Origin of the sequence: Paenibacillus campinasensis, assembly GCF_002272015.1 — a bacterium.
In the GTDB taxonomy this organism is placed as follows: Bacteria; Bacillota; Bacilli; order Paenibacillales; family Paenibacillaceae; genus Paenibacillus_AQ; species Paenibacillus_AQ campinasensis.
The window spans coordinates 13,730-36,122 of sequence record NZ_NPBY01000066.1 but is presented as its reverse complement, the minus strand read 5'-3'; the positions used below and the strand labels follow the sequence as shown (position 1 = coordinate 36,122).

General features: G+C 54.0%; 18 protein-coding genes. 5 read left to right on the top strand and 13 right to left on the bottom strand.

Annotated features, from left to right (window positions below; genetic code table 11):
* Positions 1–326: 326 nt before the first annotated feature.
* From CHH67_RS20300 to CHH67_RS20290, 3 genes are all read right to left on the bottom strand, one after another.
* Positions 327–1,103 (bottom strand): DODA-type extradiol aromatic ring-opening family dioxygenase, encoded by a 777-nt coding sequence (locus CHH67_RS20300; RefSeq protein WP_095267205.1) that lies wholly within the window; start codon positions 1,101–1,103, stop codon positions 327–329.
* A gap of 74 nt (positions 1,104–1,177) precedes the next feature.
* The gene (locus CHH67_RS20295; protein ID WP_095267204.1) at positions 1,178–2,008 is read right to left on the bottom strand and encodes an alpha/beta hydrolase family protein; all 831 of its coding nucleotides are present in this window, start codon (positions 2,006–2,008) and stop codon (positions 1,178–1,180) included.
* Positions 2,009–2,154: 146 nt separating this feature from the next.
* The gene (locus CHH67_RS20290) at positions 2,155–2,457 is read right to left on the bottom strand and encodes a hypothetical protein (protein WP_095267203.1); all 303 of its coding nucleotides are present in this window, start codon (positions 2,455–2,457) and stop codon (positions 2,155–2,157) included.
* Positions 2,458–2,749: 292 nt separating this feature from the next.
* Here CHH67_RS20290 and CHH67_RS20285 point away from each other — a divergent pair, with 292 nt between their 5' ends.
* Both CHH67_RS20285 and CHH67_RS20280 read left to right on the top strand, forming a co-directional pair.
* A complete protein-coding gene (locus CHH67_RS20285; RefSeq protein WP_095267202.1) occupies positions 2,750–3,415 on the top strand; it encodes a DUF1129 family protein in 666 nt (221 codons plus the stop codon).
* 121 nt (positions 3,416–3,536) lie between these two features.
* On the top strand, positions 3,537–4,469 hold the full coding sequence (locus CHH67_RS20280) for a hypothetical protein (RefSeq protein WP_095267201.1): 933 nt from the start codon (positions 3,537–3,539) through the stop codon (positions 4,467–4,469).
* Between the two features lie 118 nt (positions 4,470–4,587).
* Here the strand turns inward: CHH67_RS20280 and ilvA are convergent, their stop codons facing one another.
* The 6 genes from ilvA to CHH67_RS20250 all read right to left on the bottom strand — a co-directional run bounded on the left by ilvA (position 4,588) and on the right by CHH67_RS20250 (position 13,163).
* A complete protein-coding gene (gene ilvA, locus CHH67_RS20275; RefSeq protein WP_095267200.1) occupies positions 4,588–5,856 on the bottom strand; it encodes a threonine ammonia-lyase IlvA in 1,269 nt (422 codons plus the stop codon).
* A gap of 235 nt (positions 5,857–6,091) precedes the next feature.
* Positions 6,092–8,581, bottom strand: a complete 2,490-nt coding sequence (locus tag CHH67_RS20270) for a discoidin domain-containing protein (RefSeq protein WP_218832050.1) — start codon at positions 8,579–8,581, stop codon at positions 6,092–6,094.
* Positions 8,582–8,613: 32 nt separating this feature from the next.
* Positions 8,614–9,834 (bottom strand): peptidylprolyl isomerase, encoded by a 1,221-nt coding sequence (locus tag CHH67_RS27095; protein ID WP_095267198.1) that lies wholly within the window; start codon positions 9,832–9,834, stop codon positions 8,614–8,616.
* Between the two features lie 41 nt (positions 9,835–9,875).
* Positions 9,876–10,721 (bottom strand): carbohydrate ABC transporter permease, encoded by an 846-nt coding sequence (locus CHH67_RS20260; RefSeq protein ID WP_095267197.1) that lies wholly within the window; start codon positions 10,719–10,721, stop codon positions 9,876–9,878.
* 9 nt (positions 10,722–10,730) lie between these two features.
* Complete coding sequence (locus CHH67_RS20255; protein ID WP_095267196.1) at positions 10,731–11,618, bottom strand: carbohydrate ABC transporter permease; 888 nt, start codon at positions 11,616–11,618, stop codon at positions 10,731–10,733.
* A gap of 126 nt (positions 11,619–11,744) precedes the next feature.
* On the bottom strand, positions 11,745–13,163 hold the full coding sequence (locus CHH67_RS20250; RefSeq protein ID WP_095267195.1) for a carbohydrate ABC transporter substrate-binding protein: 1,419 nt from the start codon (positions 13,161–13,163) through the stop codon (positions 11,745–11,747).
* Positions 13,164–13,350: 187 nt separating this feature from the next.
* On the opposite strand from CHH67_RS20250, the gene CHH67_RS20245 reads away from it, so the two are divergent.
* On the top strand, positions 13,351–15,171 hold the full coding sequence (locus CHH67_RS20245; protein WP_095267194.1) for a cache domain-containing sensor histidine kinase: 1,821 nt from the start codon (positions 13,351–13,353) through the stop codon (positions 15,169–15,171).
* A gap of 153 nt (positions 15,172–15,324) precedes the next feature.
* On the opposite strand, the gene CHH67_RS20240 is transcribed toward CHH67_RS20245, so the two are convergent.
* Entirely contained in the window at positions 15,325–16,914 is a 1,590-nt protein-coding gene (locus tag CHH67_RS20240; RefSeq protein WP_095267193.1) for a response regulator, read from the bottom strand.
* A gap of 402 nt (positions 16,915–17,316) precedes the next feature.
* Positions 17,317–17,934 (bottom strand): alpha/beta hydrolase, encoded by a 618-nt coding sequence (locus CHH67_RS20235; protein ID WP_095267192.1) that lies wholly within the window; start codon positions 17,932–17,934, stop codon positions 17,317–17,319.
* A gap of 493 nt (positions 17,935–18,427) precedes the next feature.
* On the opposite strand from CHH67_RS20235, the gene CHH67_RS20230 reads away from it, so the two are divergent.
* Positions 18,428–18,871 carry a hypothetical protein gene (locus CHH67_RS20230; RefSeq protein ID WP_095267191.1) on the top strand — a complete coding sequence of 148 codons (444 nt, stop codon included), beginning with the start codon at positions 18,428–18,430 and terminating at the stop codon, positions 18,869–18,871.
* A 69-nt stretch (positions 18,872–18,940) separates the two neighbouring features.
* Positions 18,941–20,029: an NAD(P)-dependent alcohol dehydrogenase gene (locus CHH67_RS20225; protein ID WP_095267190.1), complete on the top strand. Its 1,089-nt coding sequence runs from the start codon at positions 18,941–18,943 to the stop codon at positions 20,027–20,029.
* A gap of 166 nt (positions 20,030–20,195) precedes the next feature.
* Here CHH67_RS20225 and CHH67_RS20220 read toward each other — a convergent pair whose 3' ends face one another.
* On the bottom strand, positions 20,196–21,038 hold the full coding sequence (locus tag CHH67_RS20220) for a sugar ABC transporter permease (RefSeq protein WP_095267189.1): 843 nt from the start codon (positions 21,036–21,038) through the stop codon (positions 20,196–20,198).
* Positions 21,038–22,351 carry a carbohydrate ABC transporter permease gene (locus CHH67_RS20215; RefSeq protein ID WP_095267188.1) on the bottom strand — a complete coding sequence of 438 codons (1,314 nt, stop codon included), beginning with the start codon at positions 22,349–22,351 and terminating at the stop codon, positions 21,038–21,040. Before CHH67_RS20215 ends, CHH67_RS20220 begins: the two co-directional genes overlap by 1 nt.
* Positions 22,352–22,393 lie beyond the last annotated feature (42 nt).

Sequence of the window (22,393 nt, the reverse complement as noted above, 5' to 3'; positions counted from 1 at the left end):
GGACATACACCGGCAGCCCGCATGAAAAAACAAACGGCTTAACGCCTGGATGAGGAGCTTGATCATCCTCGACCCAGGTCAGCATAAAGTGTAACTCCCAATCTTATACTCCCCCGAAGGTGATCGAGATGCGTCTCGGTCACCTTTTATGTTATGGTGGACCACCCGCGATCACTGGCCGAATTGCCCAGCTATCGGAAGTCGAGCCGCCTTCGCAGTGCTGAACACGCATTGTTCCGTAGATTACCCAGTTCGGCCAACTCCCGCTCCTTGCTCGCACAACAAAAGCCGAGCTTGGATAACCAAGCCCGGCTCCTTATCATCTCTTATTCAAATGACCAGCAGTTCAAGCTCAAACTGCCATATTGGTAAGATTGGAACAATCGCTTTGCCTTGCGGCCATTATCGGCAGCTCCCATCGCATAGAACAGAGGAACAAAATGCTCCATTCCGTAAGAGGGCACGGCGTGGCGGGCATGGGGCGCTTTTTTGTCATAAGCAAACAGTGAAGGGAGATTCCAGCTAGCCAGCTGCTCCGCAATCCACTCATCAAACTCCACTGCCCAGTTATCCGGCTCCTCGCTCTCATGGATCATTCGCAAATTATGAACCAGGCCGCCGCTCCCGATAATCAGGATGCCTTCCTGCCGCAATTCGGACAGCATTGCGCCAATATCATATTGCTCCTTCGGAGAACGCTTGGAATCCACCGATAAGGCGATAACCGGGATGTCGGCCGCCGGGTACATCTTCTTCAGAACCACCCAAGCGCCATGATCCAGTCCCCTGCCGGTTACGGTCTTGGCATGCAGATTGCCTGCCTCGAAACAGGCGCTGATGCGAGTCGTCAGCTCCGCGCTTCCTGGAGCTGGATACGTCAGTTGGTACATCTCCTCCGGAAAGCCGTAAAAATCATGCATGGTCTGATGCTGCTGGTCTCCGGTCATTCGTTGATCCGCATCATCCCAGTGGGCCGAGAAGACGGCAATTCCTTTTGGAGTCGGCAGCTCTTGGCCCAGACGTTCCAGAAAACGGGTATATTCGTTGTTCTCAAGCGCCATCATCGGCGAGCCGTGGGCAATAAATAAAGCGGGTAACGTCATCGATGCCACCTCCAGCTTCATAATCAAGGGACAACTCTATTGTAACCGTTAACCGCCCGCCATGCCAAATACGTTTATATCATCCAGTGCTGCCATTCCTGCTGGGCCGACTCAAGCCCGTTCAGCCACGCTGTCGTGCGGTTGAGAAGCTGCTCCCGCTGCGGGCCCGCCGAGAATGTATGGTCGCCCTGGAAGATGATCTCTTTATCGCACCGGCCCTCCTGCCGCATCCAGAATACCTTCTGGTACAGAAATGCGTAGTCGACCGGAATGATTTCATCCGACGTCCCGTGAATGACCAGCACATTCCCCGCGAAGCGCACCGCTTCCTGGAACGGCTGCACCGTTGCCAGCGATTCGAAGAATACCGGCGTCAGCTCATAGCCAAGGTAATCCGCTTTGCCTTCCTTCACGGACATGTCGTAGACGTCGCGTCCAGTGATTTTCACAATATCGTTAAACGGATAGCCTACCGCCGCCCAGAGCACCAGATTTTTAACCCGGCGGTCTCTGACCGCTGTGTGAATCGCCACCGCACCGCCAAGACTGTGTCCGATCAGTGTCACGCGGGTCGGATCGACATCGGCGCAGCTCACCCCGTAATCAAGAACGCTTCGCGTCTGGGCAATCATCGACTCCAGTCCTTCGCTGCCATAGCTGCCCGAGCTCTCGCCACAGCCGATGTAATCGAAGCGGATCACCATATACCCCTCCGCGGACAGCTGGCGTGCCGTCTTGACGAACAGCCGATCCACCCCGATGCGGCTCCCGACGAAGCCATGGCAGATGACAACCAGCGGACTGCGGCTGCATCTGCCTGTCTTCTCACTTCCCTCCGCAGCGGGATAATGTATCGTTGCTGTCATTTCCTCCTGATTGTGCCGGATTGTAATTTGCCGCTCCATGCCGAATCCTCCCCACGATCAACTTCAATTTCCAATTAAACAAATTCCGATAAGTTTAATAAGATTAATATTTGAACTTATCTTAGCATTGGGATCGCGGGATTGTCAATGCGGAGGGTTATGCCTGATGAAACGACGGCCTCTGCTTATTCATAGCTTTGACGGAACATGGCATGCGTCTCTTCGCGACCGTTCCATTGTCTCATCCAGCTTTCGTCATTCTCTCCGGCGTTGTCTTCCCCCCACAGCGTTTCTTTGGCGAATTCCGTGTCTTCGATCTGCTCGACATCGCCCTCCACCGGCCGGCCAACCTTCCAGTCGCCGGTATTGCTGCGCCGTGCATCCGCCGAGCTGCCAGCCTGCAAAGTGTTCAAACTTTGCCCGGTATCCTCTCTGCCTGGAAAACGCTCCTCGTGATTGTGAAACTGATCGTTGTCATTGTCAGCCATGTTAATCCTCCTTTACCGCCCTGTAACTTAGGGCTTTATCATGATTCCGAATAGTTATTATTGTGAAGTAGGAATGTCGGAATTATACTCCGTTCACAAAAGTGACACCCTCCCCGCCTTCGGTCCTCGCCTACCATCTTGCATGGCAGGACCCGATCCCATTATGCTATTACAGGTCGCTTTCAAACGCCCTGACGAAAAAAGGAAACGCGTCGCCCCGGCCATTCCAGGAACGCTGGGGAACGCTTAAAACAAGGATAAAACTCATTTTACACCGTGGAGGACAACAGCCATGAACATAAGACAGATGATACAAGAAAACAACAAGCTTCAGGAAGCCATGACGCCCTCCAACCTGGCGTACTATACAGATATGGTCGTATACATCCGCACCACAAGAGGGCAGGAAGCAAGGGGCGAGGCGCTTCTGCTGGACATCGCCAAGCAGCTGCTTGAAGCGCAGGCTGAAGGCAAAACAGCTGAAGAGGTGTTCGGGGAAGATCCGGAGGCCTATTGCCGCAAGCTCGCCCAGCAGCTCCCGGAGAGAAAGAGCATGTCCCGGCTTCAATACCAGCTCATGATTCCCTGGATCGCATTGACGTGGTTTTTTCTCATTCATGCCTTGATCGGCTTTGTGACGTTATGGATCGGCGGTCCGCTTGAGCGAGCGCGTCAAATTCCGATTTCGACACTGATCCTGCTGGCAGCGGGCGCTTCCGTGCTGATCAATCTCGTGATGAATGGACTTACAAAAAGCAGCGCTCAGACCGACCCCAAAACCAAGCCGACGGTCCATGTGCGCGGAATCGCCATCTATGCCGTTATCGCAATCGTCATTATTGCCATAGGCTTCTGGCTCGATCAATGGCTCCCGGTACTGAGCCTTCATCCCGGAACCAGTCTGCTCCTCTTCCTGATCGGACTTCTGGGCACGAGACTGCTGTTCAGAAGAACCTGACCGATGGCATGACTGCATCCGACAGAATGACAAAAAGTTCAACTTTTGTCACCCACATTGTCATCTTCTTAAGCTAAGATAATGTTAAGATAGGGGAAATGTGGAAAATAGGGAGTGTTCCATGATGAAATCAAAAATGTCAGCAGCAGCCATGATTGTTGTACTCGCCTTATCTTTTCAGACTTTCGCTGTTTCCGGTGCTGCAATAGCCGCATCCGCCACAGATCAGACGACATCGTCGTCAAGCAAAGCAGCAGCTTATGCCAAGGCCGTATATAACAAAGCGGTCAAGCTGCTGAAGGAGAAGGACATTCCTTACGCCAAAGCGTATATTACGAAGCATATTCGAAGTGTCAGCCAGTACCAGGCTACCCTGCTTGTGCTGAGGCTTGAGAATGCCATGAATGCAAAGCTTGGCGCATATACCGACAGGATGTTCACCCCCGGCACCCAGGAAACGATTATGAAAGTGTACAAGTACGGGGAACCGATCAATACAACCATCAGCAAAATCAAGGACACGAACCTCCGCAGCCTGCTAGCGGATTTGAGGGATAGCGGCTATCGGCTTCATACCGCCGAGGGGGTTGTGTTCCCGATTATCGACTACAAAACCTTGCTGCCCTACAAGCCTTATATCAGCAAGGATATTCAGGATTACATCGACATCATGGTGGTGGAATCCGAGAAGGTCGCCGTGAGCGATGCAGCGCTGGTCATCCCATGGTCGGAGGTCATTGAGCGCGCGCTTGCGCAGGAGGTGTTCCTGAAGAACCATCCGAACTCCAACCGTGCCAAAGACGTGAGACAGATGCTGAAATTCAATGAGATCAGCCTGTTCTACGGCTATAACAACACCCCGCTGTTCCAGTACACCTCCAACACCGTCAATCCGGAAGCGCTGGAAGCGATCCGCAAGGCGGTCAGCGGCGAACTATCCGGCAGCAGCTTCCTGACCAAGCTGAAGGGCTGGTATGATATCCTGAAGGACAATGACGGAAAGCTGACCCAAGAGGTATGGAAGTATCGGGCCGATCTGGTACCGAACAGCTAAGCGGCAAACCAACTCATACGTAAAAAAGCGATCTATCGCGCCGGAAACAACCGGGGGCGATGGATCGCTCTTTTTTCGTTCAAGAAATTCCTTGAATCCGCATCGGAGACCTCGCGCCTCAGATGAGCAGATTGAACAGATTCATATTCTTGTTCAGTTCCGTATATTGAATGCCCTTGCGCTGCATGCGCTCGATCAGCGGCTCGTAATCCTCCGGGCGAAGCAGCTCGATGCCGACAAGGGCCGGGCCGTTCTCCTTGTTGTGCTTCTTCGTATATTCGAAGCGGGCGATGTCATCATCGGGCCCAAGCACTTCCTCCAGAAACTCGCGGAGTGCCCCCGCACGCTGCGGAAAGTTGATCATGAAGTAATGCTTCAATCCTTCATAGATCAGGGACCGCTCCTTGATCTCCTGCATCCGGTCGATATCGTTGTTGCCGCCGCTGATAATGCAGACGACCTTCTTCCCTCGAATCAGCTCCCGGTTCAGGTCAAGCGCCGCCACCGCCAGCGAGCCGGCCGGTTCCACAACGATGGCATTTTCGTTATACAGCTCCAGAATGGTTGTGCACGCCTTACCTTCCGGGACCGTCACGATATTATCCAGCAGCCCGCTGCAGATGTCATAGGTCAGCTGGCCGACACGCTTGACGGCGGCGCCATCGACGAACTTGTCGATTTCGTCCATCGTCACCACTTCCCCCTGCTTGAGCGCCTCCATCATGGAAGCCGCACCGGACGGCTCGACGCCGATCAGCTTCGTTGAGGGACTGACTGTTTTCACATACGTAGCGACTCCAGCCGCAAGCCCGCCTCCGCCAATCGTCACAAACATATAATCCGCCGGCGTGTCCATATCCTCCATGATCTCCATGCCAATGGTGCCGTTGCCCGCAATGATCTTCGCTTCATCAAACGGATGAATGAAGGTCATCCCGTGTTCATTGCACGCTTTCATCGCTTCATGGTAGGCATCATCAAACGTGTCCCCGATCAGAATGACCTCGACATAACCGCCGCCAAAACGCTTGACCATCTTCACCTTCTGGTTCGGGGTTGTGCTCGGCATGTAGATTTTGCCCTTGATCTCCAGCGCATTGCAGGAAAAGGCCACGCCTTGGGCATGATTCCCCGCACTGGCACACACGATGCCCGCCTCCCGCTCCTGCTCGGACAAGCTGCGGATCATATTGTAGGCCCCTCGAATCTTGAAGGAGCGAACAACCTGCAAATCCTCGCGCTTCAAATATACGTCACAATCATACTTGGCCGACAGCACGGCATCTCTCTGAAGCGGCGTCCGCACAATCACTTCGCGAAGGACGTGATGGGCGCGCACGATGTCTTCCATGCTGACTAGCCTTCTTGATGTATAGGTTTCTTCCATTTCTCCTGATCACACTCCACTTCGCCGCCATGTATGCATGAAGCCATGTTGCAGCCTTGAATCGTTCTTTCCTACCATTGTAACACTTTTCATGAAAATTTCTCGCCCTTTCTGGCATATTCCCGCCAGATCATTGCCGGATAGCCTAAGAGTACCCCACCACGATACACAGAACAGCGCACACCTCGAAGGTGCGCGCTGTTCTTAGCGTCCTTATGATAGAAGAGCGGAACCCTTAATTCCGGATGTCCACCTTCAGCGGAACCGATCGCTTGCCTTTGTCCGGTTTGAATTCAAAATGCAGCACATGATTGCCGTTCTTCAGGCTGTCCAGGAAGCTCCGGGTCAGATCAATCCGCACATTGTTCACCGTGTAGTCTACCCCTTCCCGGAGATCGGCGCCCTTGTATTTAATGCCTGTAAATTCATTCCCGTTCTTCTCCAGGAACACCTTCGTGGACGTATTCCGGTCCAGGGCGCTCTTGGAATATTCCAGCTTCGTGATATCGAGGCGCGGCGCCATCGGCGTCCGGTCATACAGCTCCACCTCGTTGAACGGAAGCGAGCCCCGAGCGCGGGCCGACGTCACGTTCAGGCGGAAGTACCGTCCCTTCACATTGTCGAAGTCAAGCACATAATCCCGGATATTCACGAGCGTCCCGGTTCTCACCGTTGTCCACGCATTGCCGTCTGCGGAATACTGCAGCTCATAATCGCCAATTCGCGGCTCCTGCTGGCGAATCACGAAGCGGCCAAACGTCTGAGGCGAGCCTAAATCGAAGGTGATCGAGGTCGGCGACTCGACCGTCGGCACCCGGTCTGACGTCTGCCATCTCGTGTCCAGATCCCCGTCAATCAGTAACTTTTTGTCCTGCCCAGTCGCCTCATGCGACACCGACACATCCTCCGCATTCAGGCTTAACAGCAGATTGTCCGGCCGGGCATAGCTGAGCTGCGGCTGATAATCATACACGACCCGGTCTTCCGGAGCCGCGTAGCTGCCGATCTGCACCTCGTGAATCCCGATATCGATGCCGCCATCGCGATAGTTCGGATTGCCGTAATAATCGACCGTCCCGACCTGCGGAACATACCGCCCTTGATTGATAAGCGGGGACGTTTCCTTCAGCTTGAAGTTCTGCGTACCCTCGTACAAGCCTGTGCCATACTGGGTCGGATCACCCACGAATTGCGGATCATCCGTGATTTTGTACAGATCCACCGGCTCATGCTCCCCGCGAAGGCCGCTCGCTTCATAGATCGCATTGTTCTGGAAGATCATGTTCTGCGTGCCCGGGATGCCGCCGGAAACTCTGCGCGCCCAGGTGGTCGGCGTCTCCGTATTGTAGTTATAGAAGATGTTGTTATAGAAATACATCGGCGATTTGATCTCTTCATCATGCACTTCCGCAATCGCCCCGTCATACACAAACACGTTATTCACAAAATAAGCCGGGGTCCAGTTCACATGCAGCTGATTCTTGATCAGCACCCCGTTATCGTTGACACTCAGGTTGTATCTGGCGACATTGCCGGCCGCCCGTCCCATGTAGGCCATCCAGCCAGCCGGATTGTCATGGGTGTAATTATATTGATACACCACGTTGCGGCTCGTGAACTCGAAGTCAAACGCCGTCCCGTCATAGAATGCCGAGGTGCCGCCGTACACTTCGTTGAACTGATGCACGACATCCTGGCTGCACCAGGCGTACAGGCCAGCTGATATCGAGTCATACCGCTGCAGAAATCCGTTCACGACGTTGTACTCCACCGTCATGTTCTTGGTGTTGGCGAGCTGGATCGCCCCTTGGCCGATGCTTTCCGCATAGTTGTGCCCGATGTAGACGTCGCGGCTGTACATGTTTTTGCTCCAGATCCAGTCCTGCTCCCAATTGCCAAGGTCATCGAACCAGTTGAAGGCGAACTGAATGGCATGCAGCTCTGTTTTGTAGAAATGGTTATTCTCGATTCTCACATCCTGAAAATAGTACGCATCATCCTCATACGCTGTGTAGGGCTTGGACCCGAACACCTGAAAGTTGATCCCGCCATAATGCATGCGCTGCCAGGTCGTCACCCCGTCAATATCATGGATGTAGTTATCCGAGATCCGAAAATAGTTCATCACCTTGTCGTCCCCGTCTTTCAGCAAGTCCGCATGGATGGAAATGCTGATCCCGTCCCGCACCACCTGCCGCTCCGTTCCCGGCACGTTAATATCATGCTCAAAATCATCATCATTGGAAATTTCCAGATTGCGAATTTCGTAATACTGCTGATTCATCAGCACGACGGCTCCCGTGCGTCCCACCTTGTCATAATCCTTCTTCCAGGTGGTGCCCTCCAGGTAGACCGGTGTCGGCACGTTGCCGTTGATCGCAATGTACGGCTTGCCAAGCTCCGGATCGCCGTACATATCAATGATAATCGGCGCGCCTTCCGCTCCGCTGCCCTTCGGCCACAGCTGCTGATTCTCCCACACCTCGCCGGCCTTCAGCAGGATGCGGTCTCCCGGCCCAAACGTCTTGGCATTGACCGGCTCGAACGAGCGCCATGCCCGCGCCGGAGATGTTCCGTCATGACTGTCGTCCCCGCCGGTGGCGTCCACATAATAATCGGTACCGATCGTGTTCACTTCATCCTTCACCGCAGGCGGACCCTCCTCGGCATAGGTGGCCCCCACCGGGCCGAAGGCGGCGGTGGACGTAGACACAAGGATGATCATTAAGATATAACAGAGCCATTTTCTCAATCGTCTCATTCTCCCTTCCATGCGTTTTCATAGCGTTCATCCCGAATTTCAACCGTTGCCGTGTGCATGAGTTCCTCTACGTAAGCTTCATACTTCTCATCAATAACGCTCCTTCGGACAGAATCAAGCCTGCGCTGGCGGTCATCCCCCCCTTCACTGCTTCTGTCGGTCAACTGCACAATGTTCCAGCTGCCGCCGCTTTCCACCGGCTCCGGGCTGTATTGCCCCCGATCCAGCCCCTGGGCGGCGGTCAGCAGGTTATAGGAAGCCCGAATATCCTCCTTGTAGGTATCCGGGGTGAAACGCCGGGTCAATATCTCGCCTTCGCGGTTGTATTTGCGCGATACTTCCTCGAAGCTGATCCCCTGCTCCAGCTCCTCTGCCGCGCTAAGCGCTGTCTCGTAGGACGACGCCCGCTCCTCTGCCGTATGGTACGGCACCGAAATGATGCGGATCGTTAACGATTCGGACGTGGCATCCCACTGCGCCTGATGGGAGAGGTAGCTCGCCTCCGCTTCGCCATCACTTACATAGAGCGGATCGTCCGGCGATTTGCTCATCTCCGATTTCAGCCGGATGCGCACATTGCTGATCAAGTAATTGGCATACTCGATTTCGCTATAGGTTACCGGGCCGTAGATAACCTCCCCGCGCGCCACCGCCTCCTTGCGGCGTTCGTTCTCCTGCTGGTGGGCCTGCTGCAGCTCCGCATAGGTCGTGAAGCCGATCAGCCCATATTGTTTCGCCAGCACCGTCTCCAGCTTCCGGCGGACCGCCTCCTCCATCGCCCGCGCCCGCAGCACCTGGATCGGCTGCTCCCCGCGATGCTCCTGCTCCCAGAACGCCGCCGAATCCACCTTCAGCCCCTGCCGGCTGAAGTAATTCCGCACCTCCGGCTTCAGCCGCTCCATCAGGGCTTCCACCTCGCCCTCGGCAATCGGCTCACCGTTCACCGTGGCCACTGCCCGGTGTTCATCCCGGGACGCCGACAAGGTCAGGCTGAGCCCGGCCGAAGCCGCGAGAACGATCAACAGCAGGGCGCCCCATAAAGCGCCCTTGCCCAAGATCGGCCTCCGGCCCCGAATCGGAGTGCCGCTATGAAGCGGTGTGCGGTCCCGAATCGGGGTGCGTCCGGCCTGAGCCCGGACTTCGGCCTCCATCCTGCCCCCGGCAAGCCCGCTGCTCGGCGCACCGCTGTGCTCCCTCGTCTGTTTCGCACGCGTCATAAGCGATCTCTCCCTTCTGCGATTAGATGATCAAGCCTTCCTTACCCTTTCAGTCCGCCCATATTGAGTCCGGCGGTGATGCGGTTTTGCAGCAGCGCATAGATGAGCAGCGTAGGAACCATGACCAGCACCAGCCCGGCGAACAGCGCGCCCCAGTCGGTCGCGTAGCGCTGCACCTCCATCAGATAAGCCAGCCCCAGCGTCAGGGTGCGCTTGCCCTCCGAGGAGATGAAGGACAGGGCGTAAATATATTCGTTCCAGAAGCCCATCACATTAAAAATCGTAATCGTAATGATCCCCGGCTTCGCCATCGGCGCAATGATCCGGATCAGTACACCGAACAGCGAGCAGCCGTCGATCGTAGCCGACTCCTCATAGTCCTTCGGAATGCTGGCCAGAAAGCCGGACAGCAGATAAATCGTGAACGGAATCGCACTGACCGCATATACGATGCTGAGCCCGGCGATCGAATCGAGCAGATGCATCTGGTTCAGCAGCATAAACAGCGGCACAATGCTGAATGCGGCCGGGAAGAACAGGCCGGCGATGTAGAATCTTTTGATCACGGCGAGAAAGCGGAACCGATACCTTGTCATCACATAAGCTGCGGCGAATCCCGCCGCATTGCACAGGATAAGCGCCAGCACAGTCACCACAACCGAATTGACAAAATACTCCGCCATCCGCGACCGCGCCAGCGCGTTCACATAATTGTCCAGACTCAGACCCTGCGGCAAAGCGAAGGGACTGGCATAGAACTCCTCCGTCGTTTTGAAGGACGAATATACCGTCCACACGAGCGGATACACGACGACAATGGTATACAGCGCCAGCAGCAGCGTGGTGAGAATACGCCAGCCTTTGGCTGCAATCGCGTTCGTTGTCATATGAATCACCTAGTATTCAACGGAATCCCTTTCCGTAAGTTTTTCGCTGATCAGGGCCAGGCCGACCGTAATCAGCAGCATAAATACGCCGATGGCCATCGCATATCCGAAATTGCCGTTGTTGAAAGCCTGGGAATACATATACGTCATCAGCACCTCCGACCCGTGGTTCGGTCCGGCATTGGTCATCACCTTGATAAAGGCAAAGCTCCCGTTAAACACGCCAATGAGGAAAAATACAATCGTCACCCGCACCACATTCCAGATCAGCGGAAATGTCAGGCTGCGAAATTGCCGAAACGCCGACGCCCCGTCAATGCTGGCCGCCTCATACATATCGGTCGGCACACCCTCGATGGCGGCGATGTAGATGATCATGTAATAGCCGATCGACTGCCAGATCATCGGGAACGCGATCGCCCACAGCACCGTGCTGCTGTCGCCGAGCCAGGCCCTCGTCCAGCTCTCCAGCCCGATCAGCTCCAGAAAGGAATTCAGGATGCCGAAGGTCGGGTGGTACACAAAGGACCACAGTACGGAAATGACAACAATCGACAGCACGTTCGGAAAGAAAAACACGGTGCGGTACAGCTTCTTCCCCTTGATCTTTCGCTGTGTCAGCAAAGCCGCAAAGAGCATCGAGGCCCCCATGGTCAGCACCGGAACAACCAGCAGCAAGAACAGATTGTTCACCAGCGCCTTCCAGACGATATCGTCCTGCCACAGCGTCTTGAAATTGTTCAGTCCGATATAACGGGCATGCTCGCTAAGGCCGCTCCAGTCATAAAAAGCCATCACAAACGCTTTGCCAAACGGGTACAAGGCGAATACGGCAAACAGGATCAAGGCCGGCAGCGTACAGGCCGTAATGAATAGATTGCGCTCGCGGTGCTTCATCACTCCACTCCTAACCGGGCGGCTCGCGATGCAGAAGGGGGGCAACCAGGCGCCAGAGCTGCCGCCCTGACCGTCCATTGCCGCCCTTCCACTCCCTCATACGCCCTCAATCTGACCCTTGTACACTTACGACTGATTCAGCAGGTTTCTCAGCTTGGCGGAAGCCTGCTCCACCTTGTCTGCCCACTGGTCTGCCGTCATTTTTTTGTTCATCACATCGCCCAGCGGATTAAACAGCTCGTCATTGATGATGACCTCGGACTTCGGCGTCTGCTTCCACTGCACCATCATCGGCAGCGCCCCCTCGTCGTACACCTTGAAGGCTTCATAGGCGGAGGCCGGGATATAGTCCTTGGCCAGCTCCACCGCGCCCTTGACCGCCATCACGCCTTTGGATTTCTCCGCATTCAGCTGCACGATGTCGTCATTGTACTGGTAGCGCAGAAACTCCTTGGCCAGCTCGGGATTTTTCGCTTTGTTCGGGATATACATCGCCTCGAAGCTGCTGAGCACATAGGCCTGGTCGCCCTCGCTGAACACCGGCACCCCGAGGAATCCGAACTCGAATCCTTCCTCTCTCGGCGCATCCGCCATCTCGCTCTCGAACCAGCTGCCGTTCGGAATGAACAGCGCGCCGCCTTTCAGGAACTCCGTTTGCGCCTGAGTATGATTGAGCGCCACCGTGCCTTTCATCACGTCATCGTTCTGAGCCATGCGTTCGAACACACCCATCACCTGCTTCACCGCGTCCTGCGTGAAGCCGCCTTCTTCGTAAGACAGCGCTTTGTTCATCGCCTCCAGTCCTCCAGCCGAAGCGACCGCCGGCCAGAAAACGCTCTCATTATAGCTTGGGTAAATCCCCTGATAGGTGTAGAGCGCTCTTCCTTCCGCCTTAGCCACCTCTCCCAGGGCGAAGAAATCCTCCCAAGTGACCGGCACTTCCCATCCCTTTGTTTCAAACAGATGTTTGTTGTACCACATGCCGAGCACGGACATGTAGTTCGGCGCGTAATAGATGTTGCCGTCTCCGTTCGGCTGCATATACGCCATCAGGCCGTCGGTCAGTTTGTCCTTCAGCGGACGGTCCGAATCCAGCGCAGGGCCATCAAATACGTCATTCAGCTCCATCAACGCCCCTTCCTTCACCAGCGCCTTGATCGTTCCGGTGTTCTCGTCGGGGCTGACATAGATGAAATCCGGCGGGTTGCCCGCGACAAGCTGGGGCTTGATAATGTCCATAATTTTAGGATTGGAGGTCATGTTCACCTTCACACCGGGATAATCCGCTTCGAATCTTTCGATGACCGCCTTCCAGTATTCGCTGCCGTATCCGCCCTCGAACACGGCGATGTTCAGCTCCTTATTCTCAAACGTTGTACCGCCGGAGGCCGATTCCTCGTTCGGGGCAGAGCCCGCATCTCCTCCGGATGCCGCAGGCGTTCCGCCGCTCCCTGAACTGCACGCCGTCAGCATGACGGTACAGATCAGCACCCAGGCCAATTGCCTGAACCCCCATTTGCTCAAGCCAACACGACTCCTACGCATACGCAAAGCCACCTCATTTCTTATATTTGGACTTATCCACAATTATAGGGGGCCCCTATTCCGGCTGAAATGAACTCCATTTACTTTTTCATATCTTTTATTGATAACTTTGCAGGGGGCGGGCATTCGAGGGAGGGCATTTTGCTATACTGGGGTCAAAAACAAAGGAAGGGGCCCGCCATATCAGATGAGCCGACATTGGAATGCGCTTGGCAAGTGGATTCGACGTATCAAAATCAGGTCCAGACTGCTGTACTCCTTTCTCATCCTGTCACTGTTTCCGCTGATCACCATCGGTTTCTTCTCGATCTCCAAATCCAGTGACGCCATCTTCACCAAAATGAACACCTCCTCCTATCAGATCATGAGCCTGCTCAAGGACAAGGTGCGCGCCGAGAATCAGAAGTTCGTGCTGCTGTCCGAGCAGCTTACGCTGAACCCGGTCATCCAGTCGGCCATGCAGCATTACTTGAGCTATGACGATACCGCCAAGCGGGATATTGCCGTGAAGATCGACGCCATCCTTCGGGATAAATACGAGATGCTTAGCAGCATCAAGAATGTGATCGTTACAACAACGGCAGGCGACACCGTGTTTGATCTCGGCTACGATGCGGTGGATCTCCGCTATCTGACCGCCCAGAACGAGATTATCGACGCGAGCGGCAATGGCGGCTATGTGCTTGGACATGCCATGACCAAAAGAGGCGTGCCCTGCATCCTGCTGTCCCGCCCGGTAAATTCCACCTCCAATTGGTCGCAGCGGCTGGGCTATGTCCATATTCTGATCGACGAAGCCTTCTACTCGCAGAAGCTGTACCATGAGCTGGATATGGGCGAAGGCTCCATGACCTTTATCACCGACAGCGAGGGCCAGATTCTGTCGAGCCGCAGCTCCGCGCTGCCGGTCGGCTCCGGGATTGTAGACGATGGCCTGCTCGAGCCCATCATCCGCAGCGCCATGGACACCGAGCAGATGCATTCGGTGGAGTTCATGTCCGGAAAATATCTGGTGTCCGCATCGTTTGATATTTTTGCCGATTGGTATCTCGTCAGTCTCATTCCTTACGATTACTTGAACAGCGAGACCTATGCGATTCGGCTGGACATCGCCGTCGTCTGCCTGATCGTGCTTGTGCTGGCCTGCGGCTGCTCCTACTACCTCTCCTCCACGATACTCCGGCCTCTGGCGCGGCTCGTTTCCTCCATGAGAAGAATCCAGGACGGAGAATTGTACGTGAAAGCCAAGGATGACAGCCGTGATGAGGTGGGCTCGATCCATCAGATTTTTAACGACATGGTGCTGACAATCCAGCGGCTTCTGGCGCAGACCGAGGCAGTGGAGAAGGCCAAGCGGGAGACGGAGCTGCAAATGCTGCAGGCCCAGATCAACCCGCACTTTCTGTTCAACACGTTGAATTCGCTCAAATGGGCGGCCATGATCAGTCAGACCGGAGGCGGTGTTGCAGATGGTCTTGGCGCGCTGGCCCAATTGCTGCGCAATACGATTGTGGACAAAGCGGAGTTTGTTACCCTTGAGGAGGAACTCGACAATATCAAGAACTACATCATCATCCAGAAGATTAAATACGGCTCCTTCGAGGTTCATTATGAGGTGGACCCGGATCTTCGGCATTATCGCGTGCTGAAGTTTCTGCTTCAGCCGATTGTGGAGAACAGCATTATTCACGGACTAAGCGAAGCGGAGGGGAGCGGTGAAATTCGCATCATTTGCCGCAGCCGGGGCGGCTGTGCGGAGATCGTCATTATGGACAACGGTGCAGGCATGAATGAGATGCAGCTGTCCAAGCTGCGCCGGGAGCAGCGCGGGCATGGAGAGCGGCTTGCGAATATCGGCATCCATAATGTGGAGGAGCGGATCAAGCTCTATTTTGGCAAGGAATATGGATTGCACATCGAGAGCGAGGCGGGACGGGGGACAATCACAACGCTGACGCTGCCCCTGAACCCGGACATGGGCAGGCCGGTGCAATACGGCACGTCATGATGCACTTGACTGCACTTGGCTTGGATGCACGTTAGCGGGCATCGGGATATACGCAGCCACCTACCGTAACCTCCCCTTAGCAAGCGCGGCATATCATCCCGCCACGGCCGCCGGGGGCATGGCAGGACGAGCCGCCAGGTGACTGCACCTGGCTTAGCTGTGGCTGCCTCGGTATTGGTTGGGGCTTTGCCCCACTCTTTTTTTGAACAGGCGGCTGAAGTAGAAGGGATTGTCAATGCCTACTCGTGCCGCGACCTCCTTCACGGACAGCGCCGTGGAGCGGAACAGCCGCTTGGCCTCCTCGATCCGAAGGTCGCTTAAATAATGGAAGAGGTTGTGTCCGGTTTCCTGCTTGAAGAGGCGGCAGAGATAGCTCTCATTCAGCGCCGCCACCCTGGCGATGTCCTCGAGCGTAATTTTGTCCTGCAGGTGGGATTCCATGTACAGGATGACATTGCGGATTTCCTGACGGTACTGTCCCCGGAACTGCTCTTGCCTCATCGCAAGCAGCTGTTGAACCGCATCCTGCCAGTGCTGCTCCAGCTCCTGGACAGTGCGGGCCGCCTCGAGGGACTGCTGCACCGCTTCCAGCCAGGCGCCGTCAGGTTCCGAAGCACCGAGCATCAGCTCCCTGGCCGCTGTCACCGCATTGACGGCACACTGCTTTAGCTGCCTGATCTCGGTCCGCTCCGCCGCCGCCAACGCACCTATTTGGCTTATCACTGTCTGGAAACGTTCTGGCTCGGACGATTGCAGCATCGCCAGCAGCTCCTTAACACGCTCGTTGAAATCGCTTTCGCGGAAGGATTCGGCGCTAACCGCCGGCTCCACAAATCCGTATCCCTTGTAAAAGGTGACCTGCGCCGCTTCCCGGCACTGACGAAACACCTGCCTGAGCTGATCCAGGCCTTCGGTGGAAACGCCGACGACCGCGCACGGGTTCAGCCCGGTATATAAGCGGGCCGTGTCGACAAGCGACCTGGCCATCTTCATGCCTTGGGCATGGGCATCAACGCCCATAGGCACCACGGCGAGCCACTGCTCAGGCCCAAGTTCAACCAGCTCCGTCCCGCTTCGGCCCGCGAACACCTCATCCGCAATGTTGCGGATGACCAGCGACAGCAGCTTGCGCTCGGCATACTTCCCTGATACGAGCACCGGATCCTGGCTGTCCAGCTCCAGATAGATGACGGATACCGGCCGTTCTGCCACGACGATGCCCAGCTCGGCCGCCTCCTGCTCCGCAGATGCCGCCGAAGTCTCGGGACGCAGCAGAAATGTTCTAAATAACATGTTCTTCATAATGGCCTGACGTTCTCTTTGCGTCATTTCCTGCCGGATGTCCTCTTCGATCTGTCTGCGCTCATCAGACAGCTTTGTCATCATTTTGTTCAGGACGACCAGCAGGTCATCCGGATTCAAGGCAACCTTCAGCAGGTAATCGGAAGCTCCAAGCACCATCGCTTCCCGGATCAGCTCGTATTCGGCATAATTGGTGAGCGCGACAATCTTGCCTTTATAACGTCGCCGCTTCAGCTGGCGAATCAGCTCAAGACCGTCCATCTGCGGCATTTTCAGATCGGTGAACACGATGTCCGGGCTATACTGCTCGACCATATCGAGCGCATTCGCCCCATTCTTGGCCGTCCCGATCAGCTCGAACCCATGCTGGTACCAGTTGATCATCGATTTGAAACCGATCCGTACAATCCTTTCGTCATCCACAATGAGCACCTTGTTCATTGGAAGTCCCTCCCTTATCTTGGGCTAGCCTGTTCGTCTGCCTATAGAAGAGAAATCAGTGACCTGTCTTGCTAAATTGCGGTTATTATATCATAATTGTCTTCGAAAAAACGTAGGCTTGACGTACTATCCATCGAAATAAATCCAGGCTTAGCAGCCGTTCAGATGGGCCCTGGCATCATGAGCCAAGATGTGAACAGCAAAAAACGGAGGCGAATTTCTCGCCTCCGTCTGACTCGCCATCCATGTGATCGGCCCATCTCTCACAATCGCTTGTCAGCTCGTGAATGAATAGGGGCCCCTGTCAGAAATCCGTTGTTCCATTTCCAGCAAAGTATGCCGCTGCGCGGAATGAAGGGTCCCTACGATCACTTCAACAAAGCATGGGTTGAGCCAACATGATTATGCTTCAAACTTCTCCTGAAACCATTGTGCTGCCGCCTCCACTTCGGTTCGGGTCAGCTGATGTCCGCCATTCTCCCAGTACAGCTTCACATCCGCGCCTGCGCCCGCCAGCAGCTCGTTCAGATCCTCCGACTCCTGCGGAGGGCAGATCGGATCCCGCTTCCCGGCCGCGATGAACACCGGCACGCCGCCAAGTTCCGGCAGCTCCTTGTCTCTCAGCGGCACCATCGGATGATGCAAAATCGCGCCCATCAGCGCATCCCCTTGATGAAACAGCAGGCTGGCCGCAATGTTCGCCCCGTTGGAATAACCGACAGCGACGACACGACGGCGATCAAATCCATATTCCTCCGCAGCCGAATCGAGAAATGCACTCAAATCCCATGTCCGTTTAACAAGATCCTCGATATCGAAGACCCCCTCAGCGAGCCGCCGGAAAAACCGGGGCATGCCGTTCTCAAGCACATTGCCGCGTACCCCAAGCAAGTTCGAGCCGGGTGAAATCATCTCCGCCAGCGGCAGCAAGTCCCGCTCGTTCCCTCCGGTCCCGTGCAGCAGCAGCAGTGTAGGGGCATCGGGGGATGACCCCTTTTGGTAAATATGTTGATGTTCCATCTGTATGATCTCCTTTCATCGATCAGGCATATTGAATAAGCCCAAGCCCAATCCATCCTTAACACCAGATTCCTTCTTCTCATTCCCGTTACGGTACTTCTTATACCACTCGACATATTTATCTTAATTTCGAGATATTCAACAACATGTTACCATAACGGTTCCCGAAAAAGCAAATTCCGAACAAACGAAAGCAAGGGAGCTTCTGAGCAGAAGACTCCCTTGCTTGCTGTTCTCTATATAGTCCGTACGTGTTCCCCCGTAACAACACTCATTATACCAAAAGACCTATAGGTTGTCAGCGGATCATTTGTTATTTTTCACAATTTTTTTCGATGTTTTTAGGTCAATCCTCCAGTTTTAGCAGCATTCTGGCAGCTGAACGGGCATGACCTTCATATTGTGGTGTGGTTGAACTTAGATGATTGATGTAACTTTGCGGTACATATGACGTCAGAAGAGTATTACCCCTGAATGATATGGAGGAACAATTATGAGCCGAAAAAGGATCTGGATAGTGCTATGGGGAGTTATCCTGACGTTAGTCGTTTCTTGTGGCAACGCATCAGACACGACAAAGCCGACTTCAGAAGAACCGGTCATACCTGAGTTCAACGTCCCATTACAAGATGTAGCTGCTGTAATCATCTTAGGTGCTGAAGGAAACGAGACAGAAATGACCAATCCGGATGACTTACAGACGTTCATTAACTTCATAAACACGGCATACCATGCAGAGAGTCCGGGCGCGGTAACGGAAGTAGGTTATCGAAATGTCATCATTAAATTGAAGGATGGGACCGCGAAAACTCTTATTTTTGGCGGGTATGGAAGCTACTTTGTCGTATCAGATACGAATTTTTCCTATTTTCTTCAACCTGGGCAATCCGCTGATGCCCTGAGAGACCTGATAGATCGAATTGAGGCAAAGGAGTGAGGAGAGGGAAAATAAATTACCCCCCATTGGCTAATAATAAGCCAAAAATTAAGGGGAGTACGATTATCCATGAAAATTACAGCGGCAATCACACCGGATCAAGGTAAAGATTTTGTATTAGATGAGATCGAGCTTGCAGAGCCCAAGGCCAATGAGGTATTGGTCAAAATCGTTGCTTCCGGCGTATGCCATACTGATGCCGTGGCACGTGATGCGGCCATCGCCCCGCTTCCAGCCGTATTAGGCCACGAAGGAGCAGGCATCGTGGAGAGGATCGGTGACAATGTTACCCAATTCAAACCAGGAGACCACGTCGTTCTCTCCTTTGCACATTGTGGTCATTGCCGCAACTGCCTTACCGGACACCCAACGGTCTGCGAAACCTTTAATGATCTTAATTTTGGCGGCGTGCATGATGATCATACCCATCGGTTGTCGCAGGATGGACGGCCGTTATCGACATTCTTCGGCCAATCGTCATTTGCTACCTTTGCCATATCACACGAGCGCAACATCGTGAAGGTTGATGAAGATGTGGATTTAGCCCTCCTAGGACCGCTTGGGTGCGGGATCCAAACCGGTGCGGGAACAGTATTAAACAAACTTCAGCCTCCATTTGGATCATCGATCGCGATTTATGGTACGGGCGCTGTCGGATTAAGTGCCATCATGGCTGCTAAAATTGTGGGCTGCAAAAACATCATCGCTGTGGATGTGCACGAGAATCGGCTTGAATTGGCTAAGGAGCTCGGTGCCACCCATTCGCTTAATGGCAAAGAAGTTGATGTCGTCAAGGAAATCAAAGCCATCACGCATGGAGGAACCGAATTTGCCATCGATACAACCGGGGTTCCGCCTGTCGTTCGTCAGTCCTTGCAAGCACTCCGACCGCTAGGAATTTCCGCCATTGTTGGCGTTACGCCCGAAATGACGATCGATGTGCATAATGATATCATGGCCGAAGGAAAAACCATGCTGGGGGTCATTGAAGGCGATGCCATTCCTCAAATCTTCATCCCTCAGCTCGTCGATTACTATAAAAGAGGGCTGTTCCCTTTTGATAAGCTCGTGAAGTTCTTTGATTTCAATGAGATTAATGAAGCATTCTCGGCTTCCAAATCCGGTGAGGTCATCAAACCGATTTTAAGGATTCAGTAAAGCCCATCCTCTAATCTGAATTAGCAAAGCACCCCTTCCACACCGTTTCAAGTCTTTGCACTTGAAGTCCGTTTACTGTGCTGGAAGGGGCCGCTTTGCCTGTACTCTCTATTTCATTGAACCGCCGTAACTATCCACGAGTCACTTGAAGTCTGCGAAAGCAGCCTTACCCCTTGCTCGCTCCCGCCGTCATGCCGTCTACAAGCAGTCGCTGCAGGAAGACAAACAGAAGTGTGATCGGCAGCGCAATCAGCACCGATGCTGCCGCGAACAAGGTGAAGTTGCTGTCCTGCATCGAATTGACCAAATCCCACAGTCCGACCGCCAGCGTCCAATTCTCTTTCGTGCGCAGCACGAGCCGGGCAAAAATAAAGTCAACCCAAGGCCCGACAAACAGCGTAAGCGACATATACGTGATCATCGGCTTTGACAGAGGCAGAATGATCTGGCGGAAAATCTGAAAGTTCGTCGCCCCATCCATCTTCGCCGCTTCATCCAGACTTCGCGGGATCGTGTCCAGGAAGCCCTTCATAATCAGCGTACCGCCAAGCGGCGCCCCCGCGGAATATACGATGATCAGCGCCATATGCGTGTTCAGCAGATCCAGGGAATGCAGCAAAATATACAAAGCGATCATGCTCATGAATCCTGGAAACATCCCGAGCACCAGAATGATGGACAGCGCGTTCTGCCGTCCCTTGAACCGGAAACGGGAGACGGCATAGCTTGTAAGCAGCACCAGAATCGTCCCGATCACCATCGAGAAAAAGGCGATTTTCAGCGTGTTCATATACCAGGTCCCGAACAGAAACGACTGCGAGGTGAACAGTTCCCTGTAATGATTCAGCGTGAACGTCTCGGGAATCAACGTCGGGCTGTACAACGATTTTCCCGGACGGAGTGAGGACAGCACGATCCACAACGCCGGGTAAATGCAGCCGATCGCCAAGATAACCAATGCAATATAGCTCAACGTCAATCGAATGGCATTTCTCATTTTCATTCCCATTATTGAATCATATCCTCCTCTTTAAAGGATCGGGTTCGACGATAATTGTAGATCGAGAAGGTGGCAATAATCAGGAAAATAATGATCCCGATCGCCGAAGCCATATTGTATCTCTGCTGATCCAGCGTCAGCTTATAGAGCCAGGTTACGAGCAAGTCGGTCGCCCCCGCGTACTGATAATCGCCTACCGCCGGATTGCCGTTGGTCAGCAGGAAGATCAGGTTGAAGTTATTGATATTCCCGGCGAACTGCGCGATCAGAATCGGAGCTGTGGAGAACAGAATCATCGGCAAGGTAATAATCCGGAACTTCTGGAAGCCCGTCGCTCCATCCACCTCCGCCGCCTCATACAGATCCTTCGGAATCGTAGTCAGCACACTCATCACCAGCAGCATGGATACCGGAATGCCGACCCACATGTTGACAAGGATGACCGTCACTTTCGCCCAGAACGGATCGGTCAGCCACGGCAGCCCGCCAAGACCAAAGTAACCCAAATATTGATTGATCGGGCCGAATTGACCATTGAACATATTCCGCATCACGAGCAGCGAGATGAGCTGCGGGATCGCATACGGGATAATGAGGATGACGCGCCATACGCTTTTGAAGCGGATGCCCTTTTGCTGAATTAGCAGTGCAACGAGAACCCCGCCAAAATACGTCGTCACCGTTGCCAGTACCGCCCAGATGAGCGTCCAGGTTAATACGCCGAAGAAGGTATGGCTCCATGATTTCAATGCCACCAGATTTCTGAAGGTTTCAAATCCGACCCAATCCACCAGCTTGGCCGGCGGCAAATTGTTCGGTGCCGAATAGTTAGTGAAGGCAAGCAAAATCATGAAGATAATTGGCATGATCGTGAAGAACAGAATGCCCGTGGCCGGAAGCGTCAGAAAAGACTGGGCAAACTTCTGTTCAAAAATATAATTCAGCGTCTGTCTGAAATTGTTCGGCGCGATTCCTTCTTCTCTCTTTCTGCCGGTATTATACGCATTTCGAATATTGGCATAATGTCCGATCAGGAAAATAGCAAGCGCCATTAAGGTGATTAGCCCTTCAATCAGCAGATTGATCGAATGGTCTCCCGGGACCATCTGGGTCAATCCGTTCACCTTTTCCAGCCGGCTGCCGTGCTCCCCAAGCGTAATCATTCCCCGGATCGCCGGCCCAAGGTTGTTGGCAAAATAATACGTTGCGTATCCACCGACCAGGACCATCATAAGGCCCTTGATCCATTGACGATTGTACAGCTGGCCCAGCCCCATGCAGAAAGCCGATAAGACAGCTGCTATTGTTCGATGCTGACGCATGCTCCCTCCATTCTCCTTCCCATCCATCGAGGAATCACCCGC

Excerpts from the sequence above, each read along its gene's own strand:
- CHH67_RS20220 (WP_095267189.1), bottom strand. The coding sequence starts at position 21,038 with ATGGGAATGAAAATGAGAAATGCCATTCGATTGACGTTGAGCTATATT.
- CHH67_RS27095 (WP_095267198.1), bottom strand. The coding sequence starts at position 9,834 with ATGACGCGTGCGAAACAGACGAGGGAGCACAGCGGTGCGCCGAGCAGC.
- CHH67_RS20260 (WP_095267197.1), bottom strand. The coding sequence starts at position 10,721 with ATGACAACGAACGCGATTGCAGCCAAAGGCTGGCGTATTCTCACCACG.
- CHH67_RS20280 (WP_095267201.1), top strand. The coding sequence starts at position 3,537 with ATGATGAAATCAAAAATGTCAGCAGCAGCCATGATTGTTGTACTCGCC.
- CHH67_RS20295 (WP_095267204.1), bottom strand. The coding sequence starts at position 2,008 with ATGGAGCGGCAAATTACAATCCGGCACAATCAGGAGGAAATGACAGCA.
- ilvA (WP_095267200.1), bottom strand. The coding sequence starts at position 5,856 with ATGGAAGAAACCTATACATCAAGAAGGCTAGTCAGCATGGAAGACATC.
- CHH67_RS20235 (WP_095267192.1), bottom strand. The coding sequence starts at position 17,934 with ATGGAACATCAACATATTTACCAAAAGGGGTCATCCCCCGATGCCCCT.
- CHH67_RS20285 (WP_095267202.1), top strand. The coding sequence starts at position 2,750 with ATGAACATAAGACAGATGATACAAGAAAACAACAAGCTTCAGGAAGCC.
- CHH67_RS20245 (WP_095267194.1), top strand. The coding sequence starts at position 13,351 with ATGAGCCGACATTGGAATGCGCTTGGCAAGTGGATTCGACGTATCAAA.
- CHH67_RS20225 (WP_095267190.1), top strand. The coding sequence starts at position 18,941 with ATGAAAATTACAGCGGCAATCACACCGGATCAAGGTAAAGATTTTGTA.
- CHH67_RS20230 (WP_095267191.1), top strand. The coding sequence starts at position 18,428 with ATGAGCCGAAAAAGGATCTGGATAGTGCTATGGGGAGTTATCCTGACG.
- CHH67_RS20290 (WP_095267203.1), bottom strand. The coding sequence starts at position 2,457 with ATGGCTGACAATGACAACGATCAGTTTCACAATCACGAGGAGCGTTTT.
- CHH67_RS20255 (WP_095267196.1), bottom strand. The coding sequence starts at position 11,618 with ATGAAGCACCGCGAGCGCAATCTATTCATTACGGCCTGTACGCTGCCG.
- CHH67_RS20250 (WP_095267195.1), bottom strand. The coding sequence starts at position 13,163 with ATGCGTAGGAGTCGTGTTGGCTTGAGCAAATGGGGGTTCAGGCAATTG.
- CHH67_RS20215 (WP_095267188.1), bottom strand. The coding sequence starts at position 22,351 with ATGCGTCAGCATCGAACAATAGCAGCTGTCTTATCGGCTTTCTGCATG.
- CHH67_RS20270 (WP_218832050.1), bottom strand. The coding sequence starts at position 8,581 with ATGATCATCCTTGTGTCTACGTCCACCGCCGCCTTCGGCCCGGTGGGG.
- CHH67_RS20300 (WP_095267205.1), bottom strand. The coding sequence starts at position 1,103 with ATGACGTTACCCGCTTTATTTATTGCCCACGGCTCGCCGATGATGGCG.
- CHH67_RS20240 (WP_095267193.1), bottom strand. The coding sequence starts at position 16,914 with ATGAACAAGGTGCTCATTGTGGATGACGAAAGGATTGTACGGATCGGT.